This is a genomic window from Lysinibacillus xylanilyticus, assembly GCF_001708185.1.
In the GTDB taxonomy this organism is placed as follows: domain Bacteria; phylum Bacillota; class Bacilli; order Bacillales_A; family Planococcaceae; genus Lysinibacillus; species Lysinibacillus xylanilyticus_A.
This window is the reverse complement of record NZ_MDDN01000004.1, coordinates 22,168-44,214: the sequence shown is the minus strand read 5'-3', so window position 1 is coordinate 44,214 and position 22,047 is coordinate 22,168. Positions and strand designations below refer to the sequence as shown.

General features: G+C 36.1%; 26 protein-coding genes. 25 read left to right on the top strand and 1 reads right to left on the bottom strand.

The genetic code is table 11. The annotated features are described in order from the left end of the window. Window positions 1-16 precede the first annotated feature (16 nt). The 18 genes from BFJ97_RS10095 to BFJ97_RS10015 all read left to right on the top strand — a co-directional run bounded on the left by BFJ97_RS10095 (window position 17) and on the right by BFJ97_RS10015 (window position 13,086). Complete coding sequence (locus BFJ97_RS10095) at window positions 17-382, top strand: VOC family protein (protein WP_068984528.1); 366 nt, start codon at window positions 17-19, stop codon at window positions 380-382. Window positions 383-849: 467 nt separating this feature from the next. Continuing rightward, window positions 850-1,146, top strand: a complete 297-nt coding sequence (locus BFJ97_RS10090; RefSeq protein WP_068984527.1) for a DUF2089 family protein — start codon at window positions 850-852, stop codon at window positions 1,144-1,146. After that, the gene (locus tag BFJ97_RS10085) at window positions 1,146-1,430 is read left to right on the top strand and encodes a hypothetical protein (protein ID WP_068984526.1); all 285 of its coding nucleotides are present in this window, start codon (window positions 1,146-1,148) and stop codon (window positions 1,428-1,430) included. Before BFJ97_RS10090 ends, BFJ97_RS10085 begins: the two co-directional genes overlap by 1 nt. Window positions 1,431-2,095: 665 nt before the next feature. Beyond that, window positions 2,096-2,434 (top strand): DUF4870 domain-containing protein, encoded by a 339-nt coding sequence (locus tag BFJ97_RS10080; RefSeq protein WP_068984525.1) that lies wholly within the window; start codon window positions 2,096-2,098, stop codon window positions 2,432-2,434. 24 nt (window positions 2,435-2,458) lie between these two features. Next, a complete protein-coding gene (locus BFJ97_RS10075; RefSeq protein WP_068984524.1) occupies window positions 2,459-3,232 on the top strand; it encodes a MerR family transcriptional regulator in 774 nt (257 codons plus the stop codon). 441 nt (window positions 3,233-3,673) lie between these two features. Next, on the top strand, window positions 3,674-4,222 hold the full coding sequence (locus tag BFJ97_RS10070) for a hypothetical protein (protein WP_068984855.1): 549 nt from the start codon (window positions 3,674-3,676) through the stop codon (window positions 4,220-4,222). Window positions 4,223-4,612: 390 nt separating this feature from the next. Next, window positions 4,613-5,401: a hypothetical protein gene (locus BFJ97_RS10065; RefSeq protein WP_068984523.1), complete on the top strand. Its 789-nt coding sequence runs from the start codon at window positions 4,613-4,615 to the stop codon at window positions 5,399-5,401. A 37-nt stretch (window positions 5,402-5,438) separates the two neighbouring features. Next, window positions 5,439-6,500, top strand: a complete 1,062-nt coding sequence (locus tag BFJ97_RS10060; protein WP_068984522.1) for a suppressor of fused domain protein — start codon at window positions 5,439-5,441, stop codon at window positions 6,498-6,500. 83 nt (window positions 6,501-6,583) lie between these two features. Further along, window positions 6,584-6,985 carry an ankyrin repeat domain-containing protein gene (locus tag BFJ97_RS25145; RefSeq protein ID WP_223555566.1) on the top strand — a complete coding sequence of 134 codons (402 nt, stop codon included), beginning with the start codon at window positions 6,584-6,586 and terminating at the stop codon, window positions 6,983-6,985. A 156-nt stretch (window positions 6,986-7,141) separates the two neighbouring features. Then, window positions 7,142-7,279 (top strand): hypothetical protein, encoded by a 138-nt coding sequence (locus BFJ97_RS25815; protein ID WP_439098001.1) that lies wholly within the window; start codon window positions 7,142-7,144, stop codon window positions 7,277-7,279. An 87-nt stretch (window positions 7,280-7,366) separates the two neighbouring features. Further along, the gene (locus BFJ97_RS10050; protein ID WP_068984521.1) at window positions 7,367-8,014 is read left to right on the top strand and encodes a hypothetical protein; all 648 of its coding nucleotides are present in this window, start codon (window positions 7,367-7,369) and stop codon (window positions 8,012-8,014) included. 73 nt (window positions 8,015-8,087) lie between these two features. Next, window positions 8,088-8,885, top strand: coding sequence for a hypothetical protein (locus BFJ97_RS10045; protein ID WP_068984520.1), 798 nt, complete (start codon window positions 8,088-8,090; stop codon window positions 8,883-8,885). Between the two features lie 27 nt (window positions 8,886-8,912). Further along, the gene (locus BFJ97_RS10040) at window positions 8,913-9,449 is read left to right on the top strand and encodes a hypothetical protein (RefSeq protein WP_068984519.1); all 537 of its coding nucleotides are present in this window, start codon (window positions 8,913-8,915) and stop codon (window positions 9,447-9,449) included. Between the two features lie 44 nt (window positions 9,450-9,493). Continuing rightward, window positions 9,494-9,754, top strand: coding sequence for a hypothetical protein (locus BFJ97_RS10035; protein WP_068984518.1), 261 nt, complete (start codon window positions 9,494-9,496; stop codon window positions 9,752-9,754). A gap of 310 nt (window positions 9,755-10,064) precedes the next feature. Then, window positions 10,065-10,535: a hypothetical protein gene (locus tag BFJ97_RS10030; RefSeq protein ID WP_068984517.1), complete on the top strand. Its 471-nt coding sequence runs from the start codon at window positions 10,065-10,067 to the stop codon at window positions 10,533-10,535. 156 nt (window positions 10,536-10,691) lie between these two features. Further along, complete coding sequence (locus tag BFJ97_RS10025) at window positions 10,692-11,138, top strand: GNAT family N-acetyltransferase (RefSeq protein ID WP_068984516.1); 447 nt, start codon at window positions 10,692-10,694, stop codon at window positions 11,136-11,138. After that, on the top strand, window positions 11,135-11,614 hold the full coding sequence (locus BFJ97_RS10020) for a nucleoside 2-deoxyribosyltransferase (RefSeq protein ID WP_068984515.1): 480 nt from the start codon (window positions 11,135-11,137) through the stop codon (window positions 11,612-11,614). The genes BFJ97_RS10025 and BFJ97_RS10020 overlap by 4 nt, the downstream gene beginning before the upstream one ends. A gap of 491 nt (window positions 11,615-12,105) precedes the next feature. Then, complete coding sequence (locus tag BFJ97_RS10015; RefSeq protein ID WP_068984514.1) at window positions 12,106-13,086, top strand: helix-turn-helix transcriptional regulator; 981 nt, start codon at window positions 12,106-12,108, stop codon at window positions 13,084-13,086. Window positions 13,087-13,190: 104 nt separating this feature from the next. Here the strand turns inward: BFJ97_RS10015 and BFJ97_RS10010 are convergent, their stop codons facing one another. After that, window positions 13,191-13,619 carry a hypothetical protein gene (locus tag BFJ97_RS10010; protein ID WP_068984513.1) on the bottom strand — a complete coding sequence of 143 codons (429 nt, stop codon included), beginning with the start codon at window positions 13,617-13,619 and terminating at the stop codon, window positions 13,191-13,193. A gap of 93 nt (window positions 13,620-13,712) precedes the next feature. On the opposite strand from BFJ97_RS10010, the gene BFJ97_RS10005 reads away from it, so the two are divergent. The 7 genes from BFJ97_RS10005 (at window position 13,713) to BFJ97_RS09975 (ending at window position 22,047) form a co-directional block, all read left to right on the top strand. Next, window positions 13,713-15,401, top strand: a complete 1,689-nt coding sequence (locus tag BFJ97_RS10005) for an AAA family ATPase (protein WP_068984512.1) — start codon at window positions 13,713-13,715, stop codon at window positions 15,399-15,401. 262 nt (window positions 15,402-15,663) lie between these two features. Further along, window positions 15,664-16,191 (top strand): TetR/AcrR family transcriptional regulator, encoded by a 528-nt coding sequence (locus BFJ97_RS10000; protein WP_068984511.1) that lies wholly within the window; start codon window positions 15,664-15,666, stop codon window positions 16,189-16,191. A 243-nt stretch (window positions 16,192-16,434) separates the two neighbouring features. Continuing rightward, complete coding sequence (locus BFJ97_RS09995) at window positions 16,435-16,857, top strand: DUF3995 domain-containing protein (protein ID WP_068984510.1); 423 nt, start codon at window positions 16,435-16,437, stop codon at window positions 16,855-16,857. A gap of 267 nt (window positions 16,858-17,124) precedes the next feature. After that, window positions 17,125-17,838: a response regulator transcription factor gene (locus BFJ97_RS09990; protein ID WP_068984509.1), complete on the top strand. Its 714-nt coding sequence runs from the start codon at window positions 17,125-17,127 to the stop codon at window positions 17,836-17,838. Next, window positions 17,835-18,992 carry a sensor histidine kinase gene (locus BFJ97_RS09985; protein ID WP_068984508.1) on the top strand — a complete coding sequence of 386 codons (1,158 nt, stop codon included), beginning with the start codon at window positions 17,835-17,837 and terminating at the stop codon, window positions 18,990-18,992. Before BFJ97_RS09990 ends, BFJ97_RS09985 begins: the two co-directional genes overlap by 4 nt. 135 nt (window positions 18,993-19,127) lie before the next feature. Then, window positions 19,128-21,365 (top strand): poly(ethylene terephthalate) hydrolase family protein, encoded by a 2,238-nt coding sequence (locus tag BFJ97_RS09980; protein WP_068984507.1) that lies wholly within the window; start codon window positions 19,128-19,130, stop codon window positions 21,363-21,365. A 67-nt stretch (window positions 21,366-21,432) separates the two neighbouring features. Beyond that, window positions 21,433-22,047, top strand: a complete 615-nt coding sequence (locus tag BFJ97_RS09975) for a histidine phosphatase family protein (RefSeq protein WP_068984506.1) — start codon at window positions 21,433-21,435, stop codon at window positions 22,045-22,047.

The following is a 22,047-nucleotide window of genomic DNA, read 5'->3' as shown; positions in this document are numbered from 1 at the left end:
AAGGTGGTATAAAATAATGAATCAAGTTTGTGTTATAAGCATTTATGTGCCAAATTTAAGCAAAGCAATTGATTTTTATACTAATACTTTAGGTTTTGAATTAAACAAGCAGTATGGTCCAAATATTGCATCACTTGTGCACGGAGAGTTACCAATTATTTTAGAGGAGAACGATAATACAACCTATAATCAAGATAATAAAATTACAGGCGTTGTATTAGGATTGCAAACTAAAGATATTTATGAAACAGTTAAATTCTTAAAAGAGAAAGAAGTAAATTTTATTGTAGATGAACCAACTAATTGTCCTCCAGGAAAATATATTAGTTTCAGAGACCCATTTGGAAATATTTTAGAATACCTCCAATTTGAAAATATGTAACGAGAGAGACAGCGATTAGGGGATAGAGTAAATCTATTCCCATTTTTTTGATTCGCACGTATGGAGTGAGATGAGATAAGTAAATTAAAAAGGGTCACTGGACCAGAGTGACCCTAGCCAACAAATCGGAAGGTGCAAAGCTAAATTGCTTTACACTACTATTATTATGTTTCGAATGCTATGTTTATATAGTGAATTGCCTGAGAAATAAAATTAAAATAAAAGGAAGTATAAAATAGATATTTATAATTTAGAAGTAAGCAAAAAAGGAGCAGGTACTCGATTAAATATGAGTATCTGCTCTTTTTTGTAAATGGAAAACTTTATTACATTGGGTGATCTATTCTGAGCGATGTCATTAGCAAAGAATGAAGTATTCTTTAAAAAAATAAATAAAATTAAATAAAAGTTGAATAAAGTTAAAGATAATGATAAAGTAAAGTTAAATAATATGAAGGAGGGGTAGTTTGAATAATAATGAAATCCCAAGTTGGCTTTTATCTTTAGAAAAGGAAGATGTGGAGTTTATTAAAAATTTTGTAATAAATTCAGGTTCATTAAAAGAGATAGCGAAATATTATAACGTTTCCTATCCGACTGTAAGAATTCGGTTAGATAAGCTGATAAATAAAATTAATGTGAATGAGAGTTCTGAAAATGAAGAATTCATAAGTTTTATAAAGAGGCTGTCAATTGATGATCGAATTAGCTTAGAGGACGCTAAATTAATAATTGAAAAATATAAAATGGAGGTACAAAAATAGTGAGCGATTGGTATAGACTACTTTTAATTTTAATTGTTTTTGCAGTGCAACATTTTTTATCTACTAGAAATAATATGTATTGGGGAGGCTTGTTACCAATTATATACATAGCAACGCTAATAAGTGTACAGTTTTACGGGATATTTGAATGGTCTATGATACAGTTCATTTTATTTGGGATTGTCGGTGAACTATTTTTAGTAGGATATTGGATGAGTGGCAGAAAAATTTTAGCTAGTAAAAGACAGAGAGAATTAGAAAAGATGAAGGCTTTTGACTTATAATCGGTAGTAATGACTAAGACCAAGATGCTAAACTGCCCCCTTTGTTAGATTTGTCTAGCAACGGGGGCAGTTCCGTATCTGGTCTTTTTTATTTTCATCTAGTTAGGTTGAATAACTAAAATTATACAATTGGATGATTGAAGTCCAAATGAAACATCAGGATTTTTTACCACCAGTCTGGCGACAGCAATAAGACAAAGCGGAGGAAGCGTTTCAACGCTCACCCGCTGCGAAAATCAGCGTCATCTAATGAATGGTTAATAAGCACATGTGAGTTTATAAAAATGAATCACCGAAAGATAGATACAAATCACTAAAACTCAAACGCTAATTCTGTTATTTGAGAGTTTAATAAAAAAATTCAGGCGTGTTGATTAGGGGAAAATAGGTTTATTATTGAGCGATGAAAAGATTTTTTTGTTACCACTTTGCCAATATATTACCATTTCAACTGATTGTAGTGTAGGGCTACTCGACTCTCGCAGGAAAGCGAGTAGCCCATAACGGAAATCAGCCTCTTCGAATGTATAAAAATGGTTAATCAACACATCTGAAAAAAATTATCATTTGTCCTTGAATCTCCAGTAACGTCACCTTTTATGATGAATTTGGTTACTTACTTTAAAAGGTAAACAATCAAATAATGATATTGGAGGAACAGCACTATGAAAAAAGAGCGTTTATTAAACCGAGGATTGGCAAGTTTAATGCATCTGTTCTCGCTAGTACTAACTTTTGTTTTACCTATATTGGTATACTTAGTAACAAGGAATAAGAATAAATATTTTGCTGATCATGCAAAAGAAGGGATGAATCTTCATTTTACTTTCTTCCCAGTATTTTTGTTTTTAACTTTTATTTCCGAAAAATGGAGTGCAGCTTCTACTCTTTCTTTTGTCCTTATTATACTTGAAACAATATTAATCGTAATTGCGGCAATTTATACTTTCAATGGAAAAAAGTTTTCTTATCCCGTTATCCGTTACTTTAAAGTCAATCATTAAGTGAATAGAGGAGAGAATAATTTGTTGGGAAAAGGTATATTTACAATAGGTGAACTTGTGCAAAAGTCTGGTGTTAGTATTAGGACACTTCGATATTATGACAGTATAGACCTACTTAAGCCAAGTGATTATACAGAGGGTGGACATAGACTTTATTCAAATGAGGATTTAACTATTCTACAAAACATTAAGTCATTACAGTTTCTCGGTTTGTCGCTAAAAGAAATTAAAGACATGCTTCAAAAAAATACTGTTAAAGGGGAAGTAATCTTAAAATCTTTAATCGATCAAAAACAGTTATTTGAAGCAAAAAAACTTGAAATTATGAATACATTATCTGATTTAAATCATCTTATTGAAACAGTAAAAGATGAGGAAGTTATCAATATCGCCATATTTTGTGCGATGCTACAAAAATTAATATTTGCTGAAAATACTGAAATATGGTTTAAAGAACACTTTTCAGAAGATATAACTGATGAATTATTTTATATAAATAAATCCGAAGAAATCGATTTAGATAAAAAATGGACAAAGGTTTTATTTGAAATTAAACATTTAACGCTCAATGAAGCTATACCTTCTTCTAAAGAATCCCAAGAAACTGTTGGAACACTTTTAGTACTTATGAATGAAACCTTGAAGGGAAAGTTAGATTTGATTGAAGAAAAACTACCATCCACAGAATCATTCAAATTTCCGAATCCTTTTACAGAAAAAGAGCAAATATTTTTAAAAGAAGCGATGAAAATATATCAAAATAATTGTAGCAACACCCAGGAAATGATGAAGAATTAAGATTTGAAAATCCAGCATGGAAAACACAAGTTGAAAAATTGCTAATATGAAAAGGTCACTCATTTGAAAAAATAATGAGTGACTTTCTTTAATTTATAAATATTTATCGTAGCTACCTGATTAAGGTACATCCCTGAGAGGATATATTTTATACCCGACTCCCCCAGTAAAAAATTATTCACACCCCATCTGTGCACCACATAAGATTAAGATTCAAAACATATAAATAAAGGTAGTAGAAAAATAAAAGCACGCAAACATTGATTGATTTAATCATAGTTAGCCTATTAAAAATACAAAAAAATTAAGAAATTTTTAAGTTTCTATAGAGGAAAAAATTAAGATTTGAATTATATACTTATAAAAAAAGGAAATTAACGAAACTATTTGAAGATTCAATCCGTATTGGTAGTAGTAAAGAATATTAAAGTAGGTGAAGAAATGGCATACACCATTTACATAGTATTAACAAAAACAGGAACATTATTATCAAAAGCTATTGGAATGTATACTGGGAAAGAGATGAATCATGCATCTATTGCGTTCGATGAGGAGCTTTTCGATATGTATAGCTTTGGACGTAAGCAGCTAAATAATCCTCTAAGCGGTGGTTTTTTGCGAGAAGATGCAGAAAGAGGATTGTTTGAGACCGCAGATTGTGTCATTTATCGTTGCAGAGTTTCACAGTATCAATTCTTAGAAATGATGAAATTCGTAACTTATATGTATTTGAATCGTGATCGCTATAAATATAATTTTATTGGACTCTTTGGAGTTGTCATGCAAAGAGAGGTTCGAAGAGAGCGTGCCTATTTTTGCTCACAATTTGTGGCGATGCTTTTAAAGGTGGGTGGTTTGAAAATTTATCAAAACCCAGCATTAATGACACCGCATTGTATCGCACAATTACCCTATTTAGAAAAAGTATACGCTGGGAAGCTTGCAGACTATTTACAAGGTGTTCGTGCACCAGCCATGTTATATGGATAAGGCTTATATCATTACCCTTATTTTTTACCTCGCTTTCAAAAAAGCCTCGGAGAGATTAGCAAAATGCTAACATCTACCGGGGCTTACCCCTTTATAATCTCACTAGTATTTTACCTCATATCGCTAAGTTAACACTTTTCCTTTAAGTGGTTATAACCTTGAATCGCACTTATTTACCAGATGTCCGCTAACGATTGTATGAAATTAAACCTATTCCGTTATAATATTGCGGTAATGGGATGGGTAATATTCTCTTTTATGTGTAAATCAATGTTTAATTAGTAGAATTCTAGGGGGGGACCATGCTTTAATTAATTGTATGTGAGATATACATAACGAGAAATCCTCCGTAGTTAAGCATTTATCATTTTTATAAAGGAGGTAATACATTTGTGTACAGGTGTTGCGCTTTACGACACTAGTGATAGTAGTCCATTGGCCGCTTTTTACATTGGAAAATCTTTTTTTGCTGCCATTGGAATGTCGATTACAGGAGCTAGTTATTACGAGTATTTAAGTGATGGGGATCATGATCTTTTTGAGGTGGCTATAGAGGAACTAGAAGAGCGAATTATAAATGGAAAGGTTACTTCTTACTGGATTTACAGTGATTTACGAGGTGGCTTACCTTGGGATGCCGCTTTTACCTATCAGACTGGCGAATATGGTAATTTTCCGCATATAGGAGCACATTGTGACGGGAACATTAAAGAGGTTTACGGGGCAATAACTGATTGGCTTAAGAATGTAGCAGAGCAATTTCATGTTCCATATGGCATTGTATATACAGCTGAAAAAATCACAGCTGCATTGCATTATGCAGCGGGAGAAAATTGCACATCTATGTTCCCGTTTGAGAATGGCTTTGCTTTTCAAAAAGAAGCGCCTGGAATGTATGCAGGTCTTGGGCGATATACGACAAGTATGCTGAGAATGGTGTATCCATACAATGTGTTAAATGGGAAGCATTTGCAAATCAAAGTAGTTCATCAAACATTGCTCGATTGGATCAATGATGACAAAGAGCGAGGAGTACTTCGTCTACTCGGCGAAGATCGCTGGATATGGGAAGTGAAGGACGAGCATCTGACGGCTGTTAATATGGCATTAGGCGAAATAGGAATTTTAGTAGCTTGGCAGCCTGAAAGATCAAAAAAACGAATTCGTAAATTACCTTAAAACAAAAAATTAAAAAAATACATAGGAGGCGTTATGGATGAGCGAAGAGGTAAAGGCAACTGGCTGGGATGCAATTGATAAGGAGTTATTAAAAATTTACGGGGAACAAGAGCCAAAGCATTATGGCACCATTCTTCCATATTCATTAGGAGGCGACGATCCACTGCAAGGAATTAGTGCCTATAAAAGTGAGACACCAGTTCCACACTGGCATTTTGTAACATATGGGTTTTCTGAGTTATATGAAAAAGAATCGGAGGATGCAGACTACAGTGGATATGGGTTTGAGCTAACATTTCGACTTGTCCGTAATAAGGATGAGGAGGAACCACCAGCTTGGGCGTTGAATTTGCTACAAAACATGGGAAGATATGTTTTTAATAGTGGCAATGTTTTTAAATCTGGTGATTATTTGGATGCAAACGGTCCAATCTGCTTAGGTGAAGATACGCTTTTAACGGCTCTTGCTTTTACGTTTGATCCTGAGTTGCCTGCTATGAATACACCAAATGGACAAGTGGAGTTTATTCAAATGGTAGGTATTACAGGGGATGAGCTTGAGGCGATGCAGACATGGAATACATTAGGTGTGCTAAATGCAGGTCTAGCGTATATTCCAAGCTACGTTACTGATTTAGACCGGGCATCTCTTTTACAGATTTCATCAATTGCAGAAGCGGTAGAAAAAGGAATGGAAGAAGAAGGCTCGAACACCGGCTTTTTATTCGTGGACCAATTGGCATGGGAACAGGGGAAAAAGGGATGGTTCAGCAAACATCCTGATAAAGTCATGCTGGGGGCAAAGCAGGCGGGAATCATCGGCAAACTACTGCGCGGCCGAATTTTAAAAGGAAAAAACCTCACTCTCGTTGGTCGGGAAATTCGAGTTGTATTTAAACCAGGGGAAAAATCCGAGTTCTGTGTAGAGGATCAGGATATTATCATTTCGTTGAATGAAAAGGCAGCCATGGAACTTGGCCAAAGCTTGCTACCGCAGGAAAAAGAATTCGAATTATCTACTATAACGGGGCTTTCGTTCCAAATAATGAAAACCTACATTAAAGATCAGGAAGGAAACGTTGTAGAAACAATCGGATAAATATGAAGAGAGTTGTCTCCCGCTAGTAGATTTAATTGATGCGGGAGATTTTTTCATCATGATTGATAGGTAAGGGGAGACAAATGGACTGGTTAGAAATTAGTCAATCTAAAGATATTGAAATTGTTCGTGCAGGCGTGAATCAGCTTGATCCGAATGAACAGGATGCAAGGGGAAGAACGCCTATAATGCTTTTTGTCACGAATCGAATGCCGCTTGAAGGAATTAAACTTCTCCTTGAGAGAAACGTAGAGTTAGAGGCGGTAGATAAGTTAGGAGATACGGTCCTAAAGAAAGCGGTCAAATTCAAGCAAGTAGAGGTAATTAAGCTACTACTTGAGTATGGAGTGGAGGTTATTTCCCCTAAAGGTATTTTGGCGACAGCTTGGAGCGCAGCAAGAATAAACAATGTCATTGCTGATTTATTGCTGAATACAAAAGGGGCTATCCACATTAGATTCGGAAGAACAACGCAAAGTAGATGATATTTTATATGAAGAATCTCTCGATAAGATGAGTAATATGATCAGAAAACTTTATTCTCCGGTACGACTACACGCAGTTGTTAACGGCTATAACTGGGATGACGGACCGGAGCCGATGATTGCAGCTCAGCTTGTGCAGAGATTACCCTACTTGATATGTATGAGCTGATGGATGGTGATTATTGGCTGGAACAAGATGAAGAAGAATTGACGAAGTCCTCTTGGAAATGTCCTTGGAGAAGACTAGCAGAGGAGCTAACGGAGAAAGTCAATCTGTTAAATAATCGCATTTAGTGTTCAAAAGGAGAAAGATTAGTATAGGAATAAATGGGGCGAGAGATTAATGCTATTAAATTGATTAAATGTAGGTGATTTGTGAATATGAGATTGGATGTTGAGCTTTTTGAGCAGTTAAAACTATTGAAGATTGTGAGTAAGCAACTTGTGGCGTGGATCGATGTTGAAATGTTTGATCCAGAATATATAGAACGTGAGCAGGTAGGATATAGCATTGATCTTGAAGGGAACTCTCTTATTCATGAAGAGGAGGGGGCATGGCAGGCTGATTGGCTTGTGATTGGGCATATGAAACTGACAGGCGATCCAATGATTATAGAGACGGCAGAACCTGGGCAACCAGTAGCTGTTCTCATGCATGGTATGGGTGACTGGCATGCAGGCAGTTATTTGGCTGGTTCAGTTTTAAAGCTTCAAGTAGCTCTACAGCGGTTTCTACAGCTAATTGCTCAGAAAAATGATAATCAATCGACATGGAAAATAACGTGTATGGAGCTTGAACGAATAATTGAAGAGATTGTAACAGCAGACGAATATGCCGACAAAGATTTATGGGAGTCTCTATTGAACCCTGCTTTTCAAGCGGCCCGAGGCATGGAAGTTGAATTGACTAAGCAAGTGCTGATAATGAGCAAGCGTGGAATGTCTATCAAAGAAATTGCTGACATGCTGCAGTTACCGCTGAAAGAAGCGTATGGTTATTTGAAAAAGGCTAAAGAGCTTCAGTGTTGAAGTTGTAAAAATGAGCAAATGAAAGATAATAGAGCGCTTTTTGAGTTTTGAACCAATGAAAAGAGGGATATGAATGGATCGCAAAGCAAAGAAAATTCTGTTTAATACATTTTGGCAATCAGGCGGTTGGAGGCGAGGTGGATATACGTTTACAGATGAAGATTTCCAGTATGCCAAAAATCATGGACTAATGTTTGATCCACTAACGCTGACACATGGTGAATGCGTAAAAAGACTTCGGCAACTTCATCAAGAGGTCATTACGAAGGAAATTGTAGTGCAAGCATTTTTACATAGTTTATCTACTCGTAAAGTGCATTTACGCAGTGCTCTGTCAAGTTGGGCCCTCACGCATAAATTGCCTGAACATACATACTATGAATGGTTAGCAGAACAGCCATCTTACAGTGCCTGTGGGTATTGCAATGACCACAAATTGATGTCAGATGAAACTTATATTGACGAAGATTTGAATGTACTGAATTTCGAGCGTGTAAAGTGGGGAGGCGTTCGTTTAAACTGGTTGGTTTATTGTCTGTTGGATCTTGAATGTCTTAGCAAAGAACAGACGTTTACAGTTAGTGAGGAAGATGTGGGCATATTGAAACGGATGATTGAGGCTATTGAATCTTGTGGAGATAAAGATGCAGCTCGACAGCTTGAGAAACGTTGGAAGGATATTTTACCGTCGAATCAGCATGAACGTGACGTAGTGCTGGAGATTTGGGGGTATATCGATTTACTAGAATCTAAGGATGATTACCGTAAGGAGCGTGGACGGGGTACCGATTTTATGTCAATGGCAACCTGGAGAGGTATAGACGGTTATTCGCAAGAAAAGATGAAATATTACTTTGGCACTTATTTGTAAGGGGAACTTTAAGGGTGAGGTATTTAAATGAAAAAACATACAAAAAGAGCATTGAAAATTGTTGATATTGCTAGGGAGCCTTTAGAGAAAATACCATACGTTACCGCAACATCAAAGGGAACAGGGATTTCTTCTGAATTGCTTCCTATTTATTGGGGAGAGATACTTGGATTGCCAGAGGAGCTAGATGCCCTGATTATTGCATCTGATTTACAAGGCATCGTGGATTATAAGCAAGAGCAGGTAGAACAAGCACCAAAGTTACTAGGTGAGGAACTTGCGGAAGTGCTTTCCCTTTTGTTCCAAATCCATATGTCAGATTTGGACCCAGCTAAGGTGATGGTGTGTTTATGTGGAGACTTGTATACGGACCTAACCAAAAGGGGGGCTAGTGGAAATCCTTTGCCTGTATGGAGTGCTTTTAGAAATTATTTTGGATTTGTAACGGGTGTAGTTGGAAATCACGATCTATTAACAAATGAGGAACAAGCTGAATTGGGTTCTACCACAGGTATTCATTACTTTTCGGATGGAGGGAAGATGATGTACCTAATCTTGCAGTAGCAGGACTCGGAGGAATTATTGGTAGAGTAGATAAACCAAATCGAATGGAAGAAGACGATTATTTAGCAAGACTTCGACACATTTTAAGGCAAGTTACTGACATCCTGCTACTTCATGAAAGTCCGAAGATTAGCTCACAAGGTCTACCTGGAAATCCACATATTTGGAAAGAACTACAGAACTCTGCTGAGCTTTTGGTCTGCTGTGGACATGTTCATTGGGATACACCATTGGTTGAAACGAATCACGGGCTACAGATTTTAAATGCGGATGGACGTGCTTTTATTTTTACAGCTGCACTCTAGTTTAGAAATAATTAACAATTGAGTGAGCAACTCCATAATGTATATGATCCTAGCAGTTTCTCTCATAGTTTTTAGAGAAGCAAAGATTAAGACACTTGTAGAATTGTTATATTTTAATAGGTATGTTGATTAGGAAAAAACAGGTTTATTATTGAGCAATAAAAATATTTTTTGTTAATATTTTGCTAATATATTCTCGTTTTTAACTGATTGTAGCCCGTAGCAGAAATCAGAGCATTTAAATTAATTAGGGTGAATAAAAATGGTTAATCAACACACCTGATATTTTAAATATGAGGAGTGACTGAATGTGAAGTATGAATTTTGGATTATGGCATCAATTACAGAACTTGTTGATTATCCTGATGAACAGAGTGATGATTACACCCCTCAAGAGAATTTCCAGGAAATTATGGATGCCCTTGATATTTGTGTACCTATTAATGAAATATACGAACATTATTTTAATCAATCTGTACATACTGGGCATGTTTTAGTATTTGCTAATAAGCTACAACCAGATACATGTATTGTCTTTGATACCTATCGGAATCCCACAGACCAGCATGCTATGATTCAATTTGGGTGGAGAGTTAGCGCAAAGAAAGCTAACCTATCAATAAGACAGTTATCACGGCGATTTTATGATGAATGCGAAGATGCTGTTCGCTACGAAGAAGGCCAATCCGTCCTCTATAAGGTGTTACAGGAAGAACGCTATCCGCGCAAACTATACTATGAAAAAGTGTTTGAGCAGCAAATCAAAAGGTACCTAGTATGATCACTGTCTATAAAAACCATACCCTGTGAGAGTATTTGTCAGCCAACTATGGTAGGTGTCTTGAGAATACCTACTATTTAAGAGGTAGAATGAATCAGTAATGTAAATAAACCTTTTCTGCTATAATTAACGACTATACAGATAGGGGTGAGACAAATGCATATCGTTACAATTGGAGGCGTACCATATGATTGGTTGAAGCAGTTGCAGGAAATTCATGCCCATGTATTTGATGGAACAAATCTACCACTAGAAAAACTTGAATGTAAAGAAGGGCTAATTTGTTTATTAGCTGTAGAGAATGAGAAAGTAATAGGCTTTAAATTAGGTTACACTCATCCTGATGGTGTTTTTTATAGCTGGTTAGGTGGTGTCCATGAAACGCAACGTGGTAAAGGGATTGCAAGTCAGTTAATGAGACAGCAGCATGAACATCTACAGACTCTTGGCTTTAAAAAAGTTCGTACATATGGTAGAAATGAGCGAAAGGCAATGCTTATCACAAATCTTAAACATGGATTTGACATTGTTTCAACATTTGTTGATCATAAAGGTCGACATAAAATAGTGTTTGAAAAAAATATTGGAGGAGTTTTAGCATGAAAGCATACTTAGCAAATGGATTATTTTCTTTAGGAGATCGTTTAGTCAACGAACAACTTGCTACGGCAATTAGAGAGGCAGTGCCGGGTATTGAATTATATGTACCACAGGAGAATGATGCGATCAATGATAAAACCGCATACGCAGATAGTTTGGCGATTGCACACGCGGATTTAGAGATGCTACAAAATAGTGATGTATTAGTAGCTGTTTTAGATGGTGTTGAGATTGATTCGGGTGTAGCAGCAGAGATAGGTGCATTTGCGATGCTGAATCGACCAATCGTTGGCGTATTTACAGATGTTCGTCAACAAGGTCGAGACAATATGATGAAAATTGAGGCACTTGTACGTGATGGAATGGAAAATCAATTTGTTTATCGGAATTTATTTGTTATAGGCTTGATTAAACGTAATGGAATCATTACATCTTCCATTGAAGAAGCTGTTCAAGCCGTTCAAAAATATAAAAAATAGAAGTTTTGTATGCTCAACAACAGATTTTGTGGCAGGCAAAGAAATTGTAGAAACAAACTCTATACAATCAAGAAACGATAGTCGTAATATCATAGTGAGGCTTTGCAATATGGTTGGAGGAGGGGGGAGGAGTATACAGAAATGCTCGTTCGCTTCCGAGAAATCGCTACCTAAGCTATGGAGGAAGAAGCAAGAGTTTTTTACTTCATCTGTACTGGATAGCACATTAGTAAGAGTAAAGGAATAATCTAGTTAGGACTTCAATCAATAAGATTGAAGTCCTTTTTATGTGTAAAGGCGCAATACATTGTAAAATTAAAGTTAATTATAACAAAAATATAGTATATTTAGTCTGTTTTATGATATTTTGTTGATAAATTAGTATAGTACCAATTATACCTATAATATAGAAATTCCGTAGTTAAAAGGACTAATAGTGTCCAACTCATTTTGTATAATGGGGAAGTAACTATGAAGAAAGAGTGGGATATATGGTAGATTCACAACAAAATAAAGGCTATCGCGTCATTTCAATGTTTGACAGACTGATGGATGGTCAAGGAATTAACAAAAAACAAGAAGCATTTACACATAATGTTGGGGAAAAAACCATACAACGGGACTTGAATGAAATTCGCGATTATATTGATAAAGCTAAATTAAATTGCCATTTAGAATATGTGCGAGTAGAAAAGGTGTACAGGCTGACGAATACAGGGAAAAGTATTTTATCAAAAGAGCAAGTGTTGGCGATTGTCAAAATTTTGATTGAATCTAGAGCCCTTCTAAAATCAGAAATGAGTGATATTATAGATAAACTTATTTCGATTGTTGCAGCCGATAAACAGGAATTTATTCACAATATTATTTTAAATGAAAAACATTTGTACGTAGATTTAAATCATAAAAAATCTTTATTACATTTAATTTGGGGGATTTCTGAGGCCATTCAAAAAAAGAAAATCATTAAAATTGATTATTTGCGTGAATGTGAAACAATTCCTAGAGAAAAGATTTTAAAACCGCTCGCCGTTATTTTCTCAGAATACTACTTTTATTTAATTGCTTATGATGATAATAAGCATGAAAAGGATTCGCCCATTGTCTATAGAGTCGACCGTATACAACATTTTCTTGAGCTCAATCAAAAGTTTCAAATACCTTATGCCGAGCGTTTTCAAGAAGGAGAGTTTCGTAAACGCATCCAGTTTATGCATGCTGGCGAGTTGATGCGTATAAAATTTGTCTTTAAAGGAGCATCTCCGCAGGCTGTATTAGATCGCTTGCCAACTGCAAAAATAGTATCCAAGAAAGATGGACAATGTTTATTTGAAGCAGAAGTTTTTGGACGCGGCATTAAAATGTGGCTGCTGAGCCAAGGAGCAAACATAGAGGTGTTAGAGCCAATTGAGCTTAGAGAAGAGATCATTGAAACGATTCAATCGATGCAGCAAAATTATCGCTATATATAAACATTCGGACAGTCCATAAGTATGCTAGAAGCTTCCTATGTAAATGGTAAAAATCCGCGTAGGCTTGAAGCGGATTTTTACCATTGGTATGGTATTTATAGTTCTTAAAAAAGTTCCTCAATAAAGGTCGTATTTAAATCCCCTAAAAGCTCATAATCTTTCATATAGTTTTCCTCATATAAATAAACAAATAGATGCTTTGCGTCATCCAAACGTAAGCCAATTTCACGATTATCGTTAATATGTAACGTTAACCAATAAGCCTCATCATAATCCGCATTAGCAAAATATACTTTGCGAAGTGGCTGGGTATCAAATTGTTGCATAATTTGATTGATTTTATTCGCATCTGTAATCGTGATTGTTTTTTCATCCGAAGCTCGAATTACTTCAATTTCCTTAATTTGCTTGATATCAAGTCGTTCAATAACCTCTTCATCAAAAGTTGAATCGCGAGTTAGTAGCATTGTTGAAACAAATAAAATGATAAGAGGTAATAGGATCGCAATTAATATTTTGTATCTTTTTTTCATGTTAAACTCCTTAAATTCTAAAAATTCGCACATATGCATTATTTTCCACGCTATAATTGAGCATATACTGAATTGATAAAGGATGGCAATCAAATGACACATAAATATGAAGAAAAAGAGATATTTTATCCAAATGGTACATTAATGTATCGTGGCAGTGTGAAGAAGAACGACTTTGGGCATGACATTTATGATGGAAAGGGGACGATATTTGACCAGGAAGGTGAATTATTATTCGAGGGTGAATTCGCCAATCACATGAAGCAAGGTAACGGGATCATGTATTTAAAAGGACAAATGATATATCAAGGCGAATTTATTCAAAATAAAAAACAAGGGAATGGAATTTTATATAGGGACGGTAAGGTCTATTACGAGGGGCATTTTCGTAATGATTTAATGGATGGTTACGGAATTTTGTATTTTGAGGAAGATGTTATTGCCCCATTTAAAGAGCTTCGTACACTGCATCCACATTTAAATCAGCCACTATTTGAGGGTGATTTTGTCCATGGCATGAAAAAAGGCAAGGGAAAACAATTCTATCCAAGTGGTTTTTTACAATATGAAGGTGATTTTATTTGGCACCATATGCAAGGAGCAGGAAAGCTTTACTATGCACCAGAGTCGCCAAGTGCAGAGGAGCTTGCAAATGGTGTAACAACGCTTCAGTATGAAGGCTATTTCTTTGAGGATATGAAACATGGAAAAGGAAAAATCTATTCTAGACTAGGTGAGCTCGAAGCGGAGGGTCAATTTAAAGAGGATGCTATGACAGGACATGGTACGCTTTATTATGCTAATGGACAGGCTTGTTATATCGGGGAACTTGCAAATGGTGAAAAGCATGGTCGGGGAGATTATTTTAATGAAGAGGGAAAGATTATTTATAGTGGTGAATTTATCAATGGTGAACGTTTACGAATTACACCAGAAATTGAGCGAGAGATTGAAAAATTACAGAAGCAGCTAGATGGGCTTGTAGGACTTCCTAATGCCAAGAAGGAATTACATAATTTAATTAACTTTATTAAAATTCAAAGCTTGCGTGTTGACCATGGTTTAACAAGCTTCCCGATAACATATCATCTTGTGTTCTCTGGGAATCCAGGCACAGGGAAAACAACTGTGGCGCGTATAATAGGCCAACTATATAAGTATCTTGGCGTGCTTTCAAGCGGGCATTTTGTGGAAACAGATCGTGCGGGCTTAGTGGCAGGGTATGTGGGTCAGACGGCATTAAAGGTGCAGGAAGTCGTGAGTAGAGCAAAAGGAGGCGTGCTTTTTATAGATGAGGCCTATTCACTAATCAATGATAAACAAGACGCATTTGGGAAAGAAGCGATTGATAGCCTATTAAAGGCGATGGAAGATTTACGTGATGATTTAGTGATCATCGTTGCTGGTTATACAGAGCTCATGGAGGAATTTTTGCTTGCCAATCCAGGGTTCAAATCGCGCTTCAATCATTTTGTCAAATTTGATAATTTTAGCACGGATGAGCTTTATGATATTTTCGCGATGCTATGTAAAAATAATGATTATCAATATGGTGAAGCATTTGCACACCATATGAAGGACCAATTACATCAAATTCCAGTTGAATCGATTCCAAATTTCTCAAACGGTCGTTATATCCGAAACTTATTTGAAAAGCTTGTAACCATTCAATCCAACCGCCTCATTCAACAGGAGAATATTACGAAAGAGAAATTAATGGAATTTACAGAGGAAGATATTTTACTAGGCATAACAGAAAATCTATTTGATAATACATTCTAGTTGTTGTGAACCATGGCCAAGGTAACTAAATAACCTTGGCTTTTCCCACAAAGAAATAAGAAAAGAGGATGAATAATGAAAAAACTTGTGTCAATAATTTTACTATGTGCATGTATTTTACCAAGGGTGATAACGATCAATGTTACGATTAACAACAACATTAAAGTTCATAAAAATAACCAGAATGAATAATTGACAAAAAATGAAAATAATTGTAATATAACGTAAAACATACACTACCGTATTTTATTGGAGAGATGACATGCAATTAACGAGGGAAGATTGGATAAAAGCAGGATTACAACAATTAGCTGATGAAGGAATACATAAAGTTCGTATTGAAGCACTTGCTCGATTGCTAAAAATAAGCAAAGGCAGCTTCTATCACTATTTTCGTGACCACCAAGAGCTGTTAGATTCCATGCTCGATTATTGGGAAATGCATGCAACAAAGCTAATTGTTCAAAGTATGGAGCAACAGGATGCCTCATTAGAACAGCTACTACAGATTAGTTTTAATCGAGATAAAAAAATGGAAATTGGCATTTATACTTGGGCTAAATATGACCCTGTTGTGGCAGCGCGATTAGTGGATATTGAAGAACAGAGAATTTCTTGTGTTGCAAAATTGTATCAAAAATTGGGCATAAACGAGACTGAATCAATTGATCGAGCGAGACTTGCCTATTTAACGTATGTAGGATGGATGACAAGGTTCGAAGCAAATCCTAATTTTGATATTGATAAAATGGTTGAGCTTTTAATACACGATAACAGGTGTATTGATTAACCATTTGGATCCATTGGAAATAATTTGAGGACACTAAATTTTGCTACAATAAAATAGGCATACATTGGCATAATATCAACGAAAAAATCCTTTTATGGGCCAATAATAAACCTACTAATCAACATACCTGACACGATAATAAACGTCCCTAATAGGGTTATAAAACCTGAAGGGACAAAATTTTTTACTATAACATACGGTAGTGTATGTTTTGCTTGAAATTACGACATGGGGGGCGAATAAATGAAATTACTATTAATATTAATAGCTGTAGGGCTTCTATGGTTGATCAGTTTGATGCATATTTATTGGGCTTTTGGAGGTCGTTGGGGCTCTGTTGTTGCTATTCCTGTAAAAAAGGGAGAGCAGAAACTGGCTTTTACTCCGAAGAAATGGGGAACATTAATCGTAGCTATTCTCATTCTACTAGCTAGTGTCATTATTATTGTGCAAGCAGGTTATTCGCAAGGGTTCCAAGCAAATAATTTATCTAAAATTGGAAGTATTGTTTGTGCTTTCGTTTTCATATTTAGGGCAATTGGTGATTTTAAGTATGTTGGGTTTTTCAAAAACATTAAACATTCGCAGTTTGCTAGATATGATACTTGGCTTTACAGTCCATTTTGTTTATTCTTAGGCTTTGTCTATATCATTTTGTTGTTTTAAAATGAATCCCTTAAAAATAAGTTTGCTGTCAGGACGAGGGTCGGGGCGGTAGCAAAGGGAATCGCTCCTAATATTATACTGTCAGTTTTGTAGGTGTAGGGGATTGACAGTGAAACCATTTATGTCATTCTACATCTTTATTTTTAAAGTATGCTCAAGTGACCGCCAGTTGTCACAATATGTGAAGCTGGCATTTTTTTTATGATCCTGACGGCTAAAATATTTCAGCTTAGAATACATTAAAGGATATGTGAAGGAGGATAGACTATGGCTAAAACGATACTGATCGTTGATGATGATCCTGATATTGTAGACTTGTTAAAGCTTTACTTACATGCGGAAGGATATATTACATTAGAAGCTTTCGACGGCAAAACAGCTTTCGATCAATTGAAAAGTCAGGCGATTGACCTTGCCATTCTAGATATTATGATGCCAATCATCGACGGTTATCAACTGTTGCAAATGATCCGTCAAGAATATAAAATCCCAGTTATTTTACTTTCTTCCAAAAGCCAGGACTACGATAAAATAGCAGGTTTGAAATTAGGAGCAGATGATTATATTTCGAAACCATTTAGTCCTTTAGAAGTGACAGCTAGAATTCAAGCCCAATTACGGAGGTTTTATGAGTTTAATGACTCATTATCAGTTCAACAACCCTCTCAGCTGAAGGTGGGGGATTTACGTTTGTCGCACCACGAATGTGTGCTATATATTAAAGACAAACCGATTCTGCTCAGTGCTCGAGAATATGAACTGTTAAAACTCTTGATGAGTGAACCGGGACGCGTTTTTACAAAAAAACAAATTTTTGAACGTGCATGGAATGAGTATTATATTGCTGATGACAATGCCATTATGGTCCAAATTAGCAGACTTCGTGAAAAAATTGAAGAGTGCCCTAGGAAACCAGTCTTTATAAAAACTATTCGCGGCCTCGGTTATCGGTTTGCCAAGAAAGATGAGCTACTTCCATGAAATCACCGAATCGACTCCAACGCTTATTAATTATTACATATATTTATTTCTTCTTTACAATTGCAATGATTGCTGCCTTTTCATTTTTTGTATTAAATGAGCAGATTCTTCATTATTTTGCAGACAAAGCTCATGAAAACGATACAGTCCTATCGTCTAATACGGATCACACTATGGATGGTCCGGGTAATGAAAATAACGAACAGATCTTTTACAAAATGCTCTTGCAAACTCTTCTTCTTTTTCTCTCTTTATTGACAGTTGCTGTTTATATTTTTGGGAAATGGACATCCTCTAGGCTCACCACCCCACTTCGTTCAATTGCAGATGGTATCCGAGATATTGCTCGTGGTCAATACAATAAACGACTAAACTTAAAAACAAGTTATGAGCTTGCCCAAATCCAAGAGGATTTTAACGTCATGGCGAAACAATTGGAACGAATGGAAAAGGAAAAGAAGTGCCTAGAAGAGAACAAGCAACGAATGCTTGTGGATCTCTCTCATGATCTAAAGACACCGATGACCACCATTAGAGGTTATATCGAAGCGATGGAATTAGGACTAATTAATGAAGAAGAGCGAAGGCAGCGAATTTTGCGCTTAATCTCTGATAAAGCTGAGCTTGTATCAGAACTCATTGACGACATTTTTGAATTGTCTAAACTGGATAGCCCTAATTATCCTTTTACCGTTCAAATAGCCGATATAGCAGAATTCATAAGAGAAATCGCTGCAGAATATTACGAAGTATTTGCAGAAAAAAATTTTATATTTCAATTTGAGATTCCTAAACGTGAAATCAATTTTTCATTCAACTATACATGGTTATACCGAGCTGTATCTAATATTCTTTCGAATGCATTAAAATATAATCCACCAGGAACAACCGTACGATTAAAGCTTTTCACAACAGAAAAAGGTGTTGAAATTCATATTCAAGATGACGGGGTCGGGATTCCACTAGCCATTAAAGAAAACATATTTGAAGCTTTTGTTCGTGGGGATCAATCGCGCAAGAGCGATGGAGGTACAGGGTTGGGACTTGCGATTGCTAAACAAGTTATCGAAAAACATGGTGGAAACATTACGCTGACAACAAATGGTGAGACGAGTTTCGTACTCTTCTTGCCAAAAAAATATCCTCCCATCTAACTAATGTATTGTTCTAAATATACACAAGGAGAATTGTAAGATTATTGAAAGGAAAATGAAAGCAAGAGGAAAGAGTCATCCTGTAACCTACAATAGAATATTTATGAAATAGATCGTAGGTAGGGGGCTTAAAAATTGGAAGTATTAAAAAGGAAACTTACTTATTTTGTTAGAAAGGTCTATGCAAAACGAAAGCGTTTAAAGCCATTATCATTAGGTTGGAAAGGTGCAGCTATCGCTTTAAGTACCGTCTCACTTCTATTGATTTTAATTCAAGGTAAGTTGTTACTAGGGCAGCGTAGTTTTTTAGATTTCACTATTGGAATACTCGTTTTTATTTTATCCGTAGTACTCATAAGTGGTTTTATCACACTTCTATTACATGGAGTGAAAAAAATTCCTGGTCGTTATATATGGGTCCTGTTTAGTTCACTTCTATTTCTATTGTTCTGCTTCCCTTTGGATGTAATAATCCCATTTATTCTATTAGTAGCGGTTGTCGTTTCCTTGTGGGGGGCGCTATTATCCAAATGGTTAAAAGGTAATTATAGAAAGGCAACCAAATATAAAAAAGTTAATGTCCTCACCTGTTTATTTATGATGACTATTGGAATTGGAACATGGAGTTATTGGCTGATTCATCCAGGGGAGGTGAACACGCCAGAAGTTGTATTAAAGCAGTTGAAAACATCGAAACGATATGACAATACCTTGCTTAAAAATCCAGCGAAACTGGGCAGCTATCCAGTTAAAAAGCTTACTTACGGCAGTCCGAATACTTATCGGGAAGAGTTTAACCAAGAAAATTCTTTGACAACTAAAACAGTAGACGCTGCCGATTTTGTAGAAAAGTGGTCTTCTGGTCGGACGAAAACACTTGGTTTTGGGCCTGATGCAATGCCGTTAAACGGTCAGGTGTGGTACCCAGAAGGGAAAGGAGACTTTCCGTTAGTAATGATTGTTCATGGAAACCATTTAATGGCGGAGTACTCTGATCCAGGTTACGAATATTTAGGTAACCTTCTTGCGAGTAGAGGTTATATAGTTGTATCCGTAGATGAAAACTTTCTTAATGCTTCTCCATATAATGATTTGTTTTTGGTCAGTCCGCTAAAGAATGAGAATCCAGCGAGAGGATTATTATTGCTGGAGCATTTACAGACATGGGAAGAATGGAACAGTACTAAAAACAATCCATTTTATCAAAAAGTAGATATGGAAAACATTGCGTTGGTCGGGCATTCCAGAGGTGGGGAAGCTATCGCGATTGCAGCTGCTTTTAACGAAATGCAACACCCACCTAGTAACGGAAATATTCAATTTGATTATAATTTCTCTATCCGCACGCTCATTTCTATTGCTGGAATTGATGGTCAATATATGCCAGCAGGGAAACCTCTTCCGTTAAAAAACGTAAACTATTTGGCACTACAAGGGGCGCATGATATGGACGTGAACAGCTTCGAAAGCTCTAATCAGCAATATCGGATTTCCTATACTAATAAGGAAGATTATATGAATGCGTCCGTCTATATATATGGAGCTAATCATGGGCAATTTAATGAAGAATGGGGACGAGGCGATGGAGCTGGCACAGCGAATCAAATTTTTAACCTAAAACAAATTATGCCGCGCAATCAGCAAGAAACTATCGCGAAAGTATTGATATCTGCTTTTTTAGATAGTACGTTGAAAGAAAAGAAACAATATAAAGAGATCTTTAAAGATTTAGGTTATGCTAAAGAGTGGCTTCCCGACACGCTGTATATCAATAATTACTATGATTCACAAACATCTTTTATTGCTACGTTTAATGAAGATATTGATCTAAATACGACCACTGTTCCAGGCGGCAAACTGGTCGGCAAGAATTTGAAAGAATGGAAAGAGGAAAAAGTCAAATTGAAATTAGACGAAGCGGATTATAGTGCCGTTCGTTTAGGGTGGAATTCAAATGACCCATCTTCTCCAGCATTTTACACGTTAACTCTTCCCGATAAAGGATTGGAGATTAGGCAGAACACTTCTATCGTATTTTCACTTGCAGATGATAGTAAGGAAAGTCAGGAGGAGCTGATTGATTTGACAGTCACCGTAGAAGACAGCAATGGCAACAAGGCAAGCTTGCCTCTTAGCTTTATTTCCGAATTGACACCTGCTGTAAAAGGGGAATTATTGAAAAAGCCCTTTTCCAATGCAGGTAATACGACAGAACCAGTGTTTCAATATTATGGATTTTCATTAAATGATTTTAAAGAAGTGAATCCACAGTTTGATTCATTGAAGCTAAATAAGATCCATTTCCAATTTGATATTACTAAACAAGGGACGATACTAATGAATAATATTGGGATTAGAAATGAAAATATTTGAAAATATAAAACTACTGTTGTGTTAATATTAATATCAACTCGGGAGAATTTATAAGGGGGAAGCAACATTGTATCAAACGTTATACTTACTTCGTCATGGTGAAACTGAATACAATACACAAGGACGATATCAGGGAGAGCTCGATTCTCCGTTAACAGAAGTTGGTATACAGCAAGTACAACAAAATGCTCTAATGCTGAAAAGTTTGATTGGCGATCCTAACGAATGGAAAATTGTGTCGAGTCCATTAGGAAGAGCAATGCAAAGTACTGAAATAATTTGTGAAACAATTGGATTTGATTTGAAGAATGTTGAAAAAGATGATCGTTTAACCGAGGTCGCTGTGGGGCAATGGGCTGGGTTAACAACGAAAGAAATAGAAAGTTCTTGGCCAAACCTTTTTCATAACACAGACGTGTATAACTGGTATTTTAATGCTCCTCAAGGAGAAGCCTATGACTCGGTAGTGAGCAGACTAAGTGCTTGGCTAGAAGACATTCAACATATACCGAAAGTTATTGCTATTTCACATGGTCTAACAGGTCGCATCTTACGTGGCGTATATGCTGATCTAAAAAAGGAAGATGCACTGAAGCTAGAAGTATCTCAGGATGTATTTTTTAAATTAGCAAATAAAACAATCACGAGAATTTGTTCAGATTTCGATGATTTTTATGAATGA

Coding starts and splice junctions, on each gene's coding strand:
- BFJ97_RS10080 (WP_068984525.1), top strand. CDS start 2,096: ATGAAAAAAGAGCGTTTATTAAACCGAGGATTGGCAAGTTTAATGCAT.
- BFJ97_RS10005 (WP_068984512.1), top strand. CDS start 13,713: ATGACACATAAATATGAAGAAAAAGAGATATTTTATCCAAATGGTACA.
- BFJ97_RS10025 (WP_068984516.1), top strand. CDS start 10,692: ATGCATATCGTTACAATTGGAGGCGTACCATATGATTGGTTGAAGCAG.
- BFJ97_RS10000 (WP_068984511.1), top strand. CDS start 15,664: ATGCAATTAACGAGGGAAGATTGGATAAAAGCAGGATTACAACAATTA.
- BFJ97_RS10020 (WP_068984515.1), top strand. CDS start 11,135: ATGAAAGCATACTTAGCAAATGGATTATTTTCTTTAGGAGATCGTTTA.
- BFJ97_RS10070 (WP_068984855.1), top strand. CDS start 3,674: ATGGCATACACCATTTACATAGTATTAACAAAAACAGGAACATTATTA.
- BFJ97_RS09995 (WP_068984510.1), top strand. CDS start 16,435: ATGAAATTACTATTAATATTAATAGCTGTAGGGCTTCTATGGTTGATC.
- BFJ97_RS10040 (WP_068984519.1), top strand. CDS start 8,913: ATGAAAAAACATACAAAAAGAGCATTGAAAATTGTTGATATTGCTAGG.
- BFJ97_RS10095 (WP_068984528.1), top strand. CDS start 17: ATGAATCAAGTTTGTGTTATAAGCATTTATGTGCCAAATTTAAGCAAA.
- BFJ97_RS09990 (WP_068984509.1), top strand. CDS start 17,125: ATGGCTAAAACGATACTGATCGTTGATGATGATCCTGATATTGTAGAC.
- BFJ97_RS25145 (WP_223555566.1), top strand. CDS start 6,584: ATGGACTGGTTAGAAATTAGTCAATCTAAAGATATTGAAATTGTTCGT.
- BFJ97_RS10060 (WP_068984522.1), top strand. CDS start 5,439: ATGAGCGAAGAGGTAAAGGCAACTGGCTGGGATGCAATTGATAAGGAG.
- BFJ97_RS10035 (WP_068984518.1), top strand. CDS start 9,494: ATGGAAGAAGACGATTATTTAGCAAGACTTCGACACATTTTAAGGCAA.
- BFJ97_RS09985 (WP_068984508.1), top strand. CDS start 17,835: ATGAAATCACCGAATCGACTCCAACGCTTATTAATTATTACATATATT.
- BFJ97_RS10045 (WP_068984520.1), top strand. CDS start 8,088: ATGGATCGCAAAGCAAAGAAAATTCTGTTTAATACATTTTGGCAATCA.
- BFJ97_RS10015 (WP_068984514.1), top strand. CDS start 12,106: ATGGTAGATTCACAACAAAATAAAGGCTATCGCGTCATTTCAATGTTT.
- BFJ97_RS10050 (WP_068984521.1), top strand. CDS start 7,367: ATGAGATTGGATGTTGAGCTTTTTGAGCAGTTAAAACTATTGAAGATT.
- BFJ97_RS10010 (WP_068984513.1), bottom strand. CDS start 13,619: ATGAAAAAAAGATACAAAATATTAATTGCGATCCTATTACCTCTTATC.
- BFJ97_RS25815 (WP_439098001.1), top strand. CDS start 7,142: ATGTATGAGCTGATGGATGGTGATTATTGGCTGGAACAAGATGAAGAA.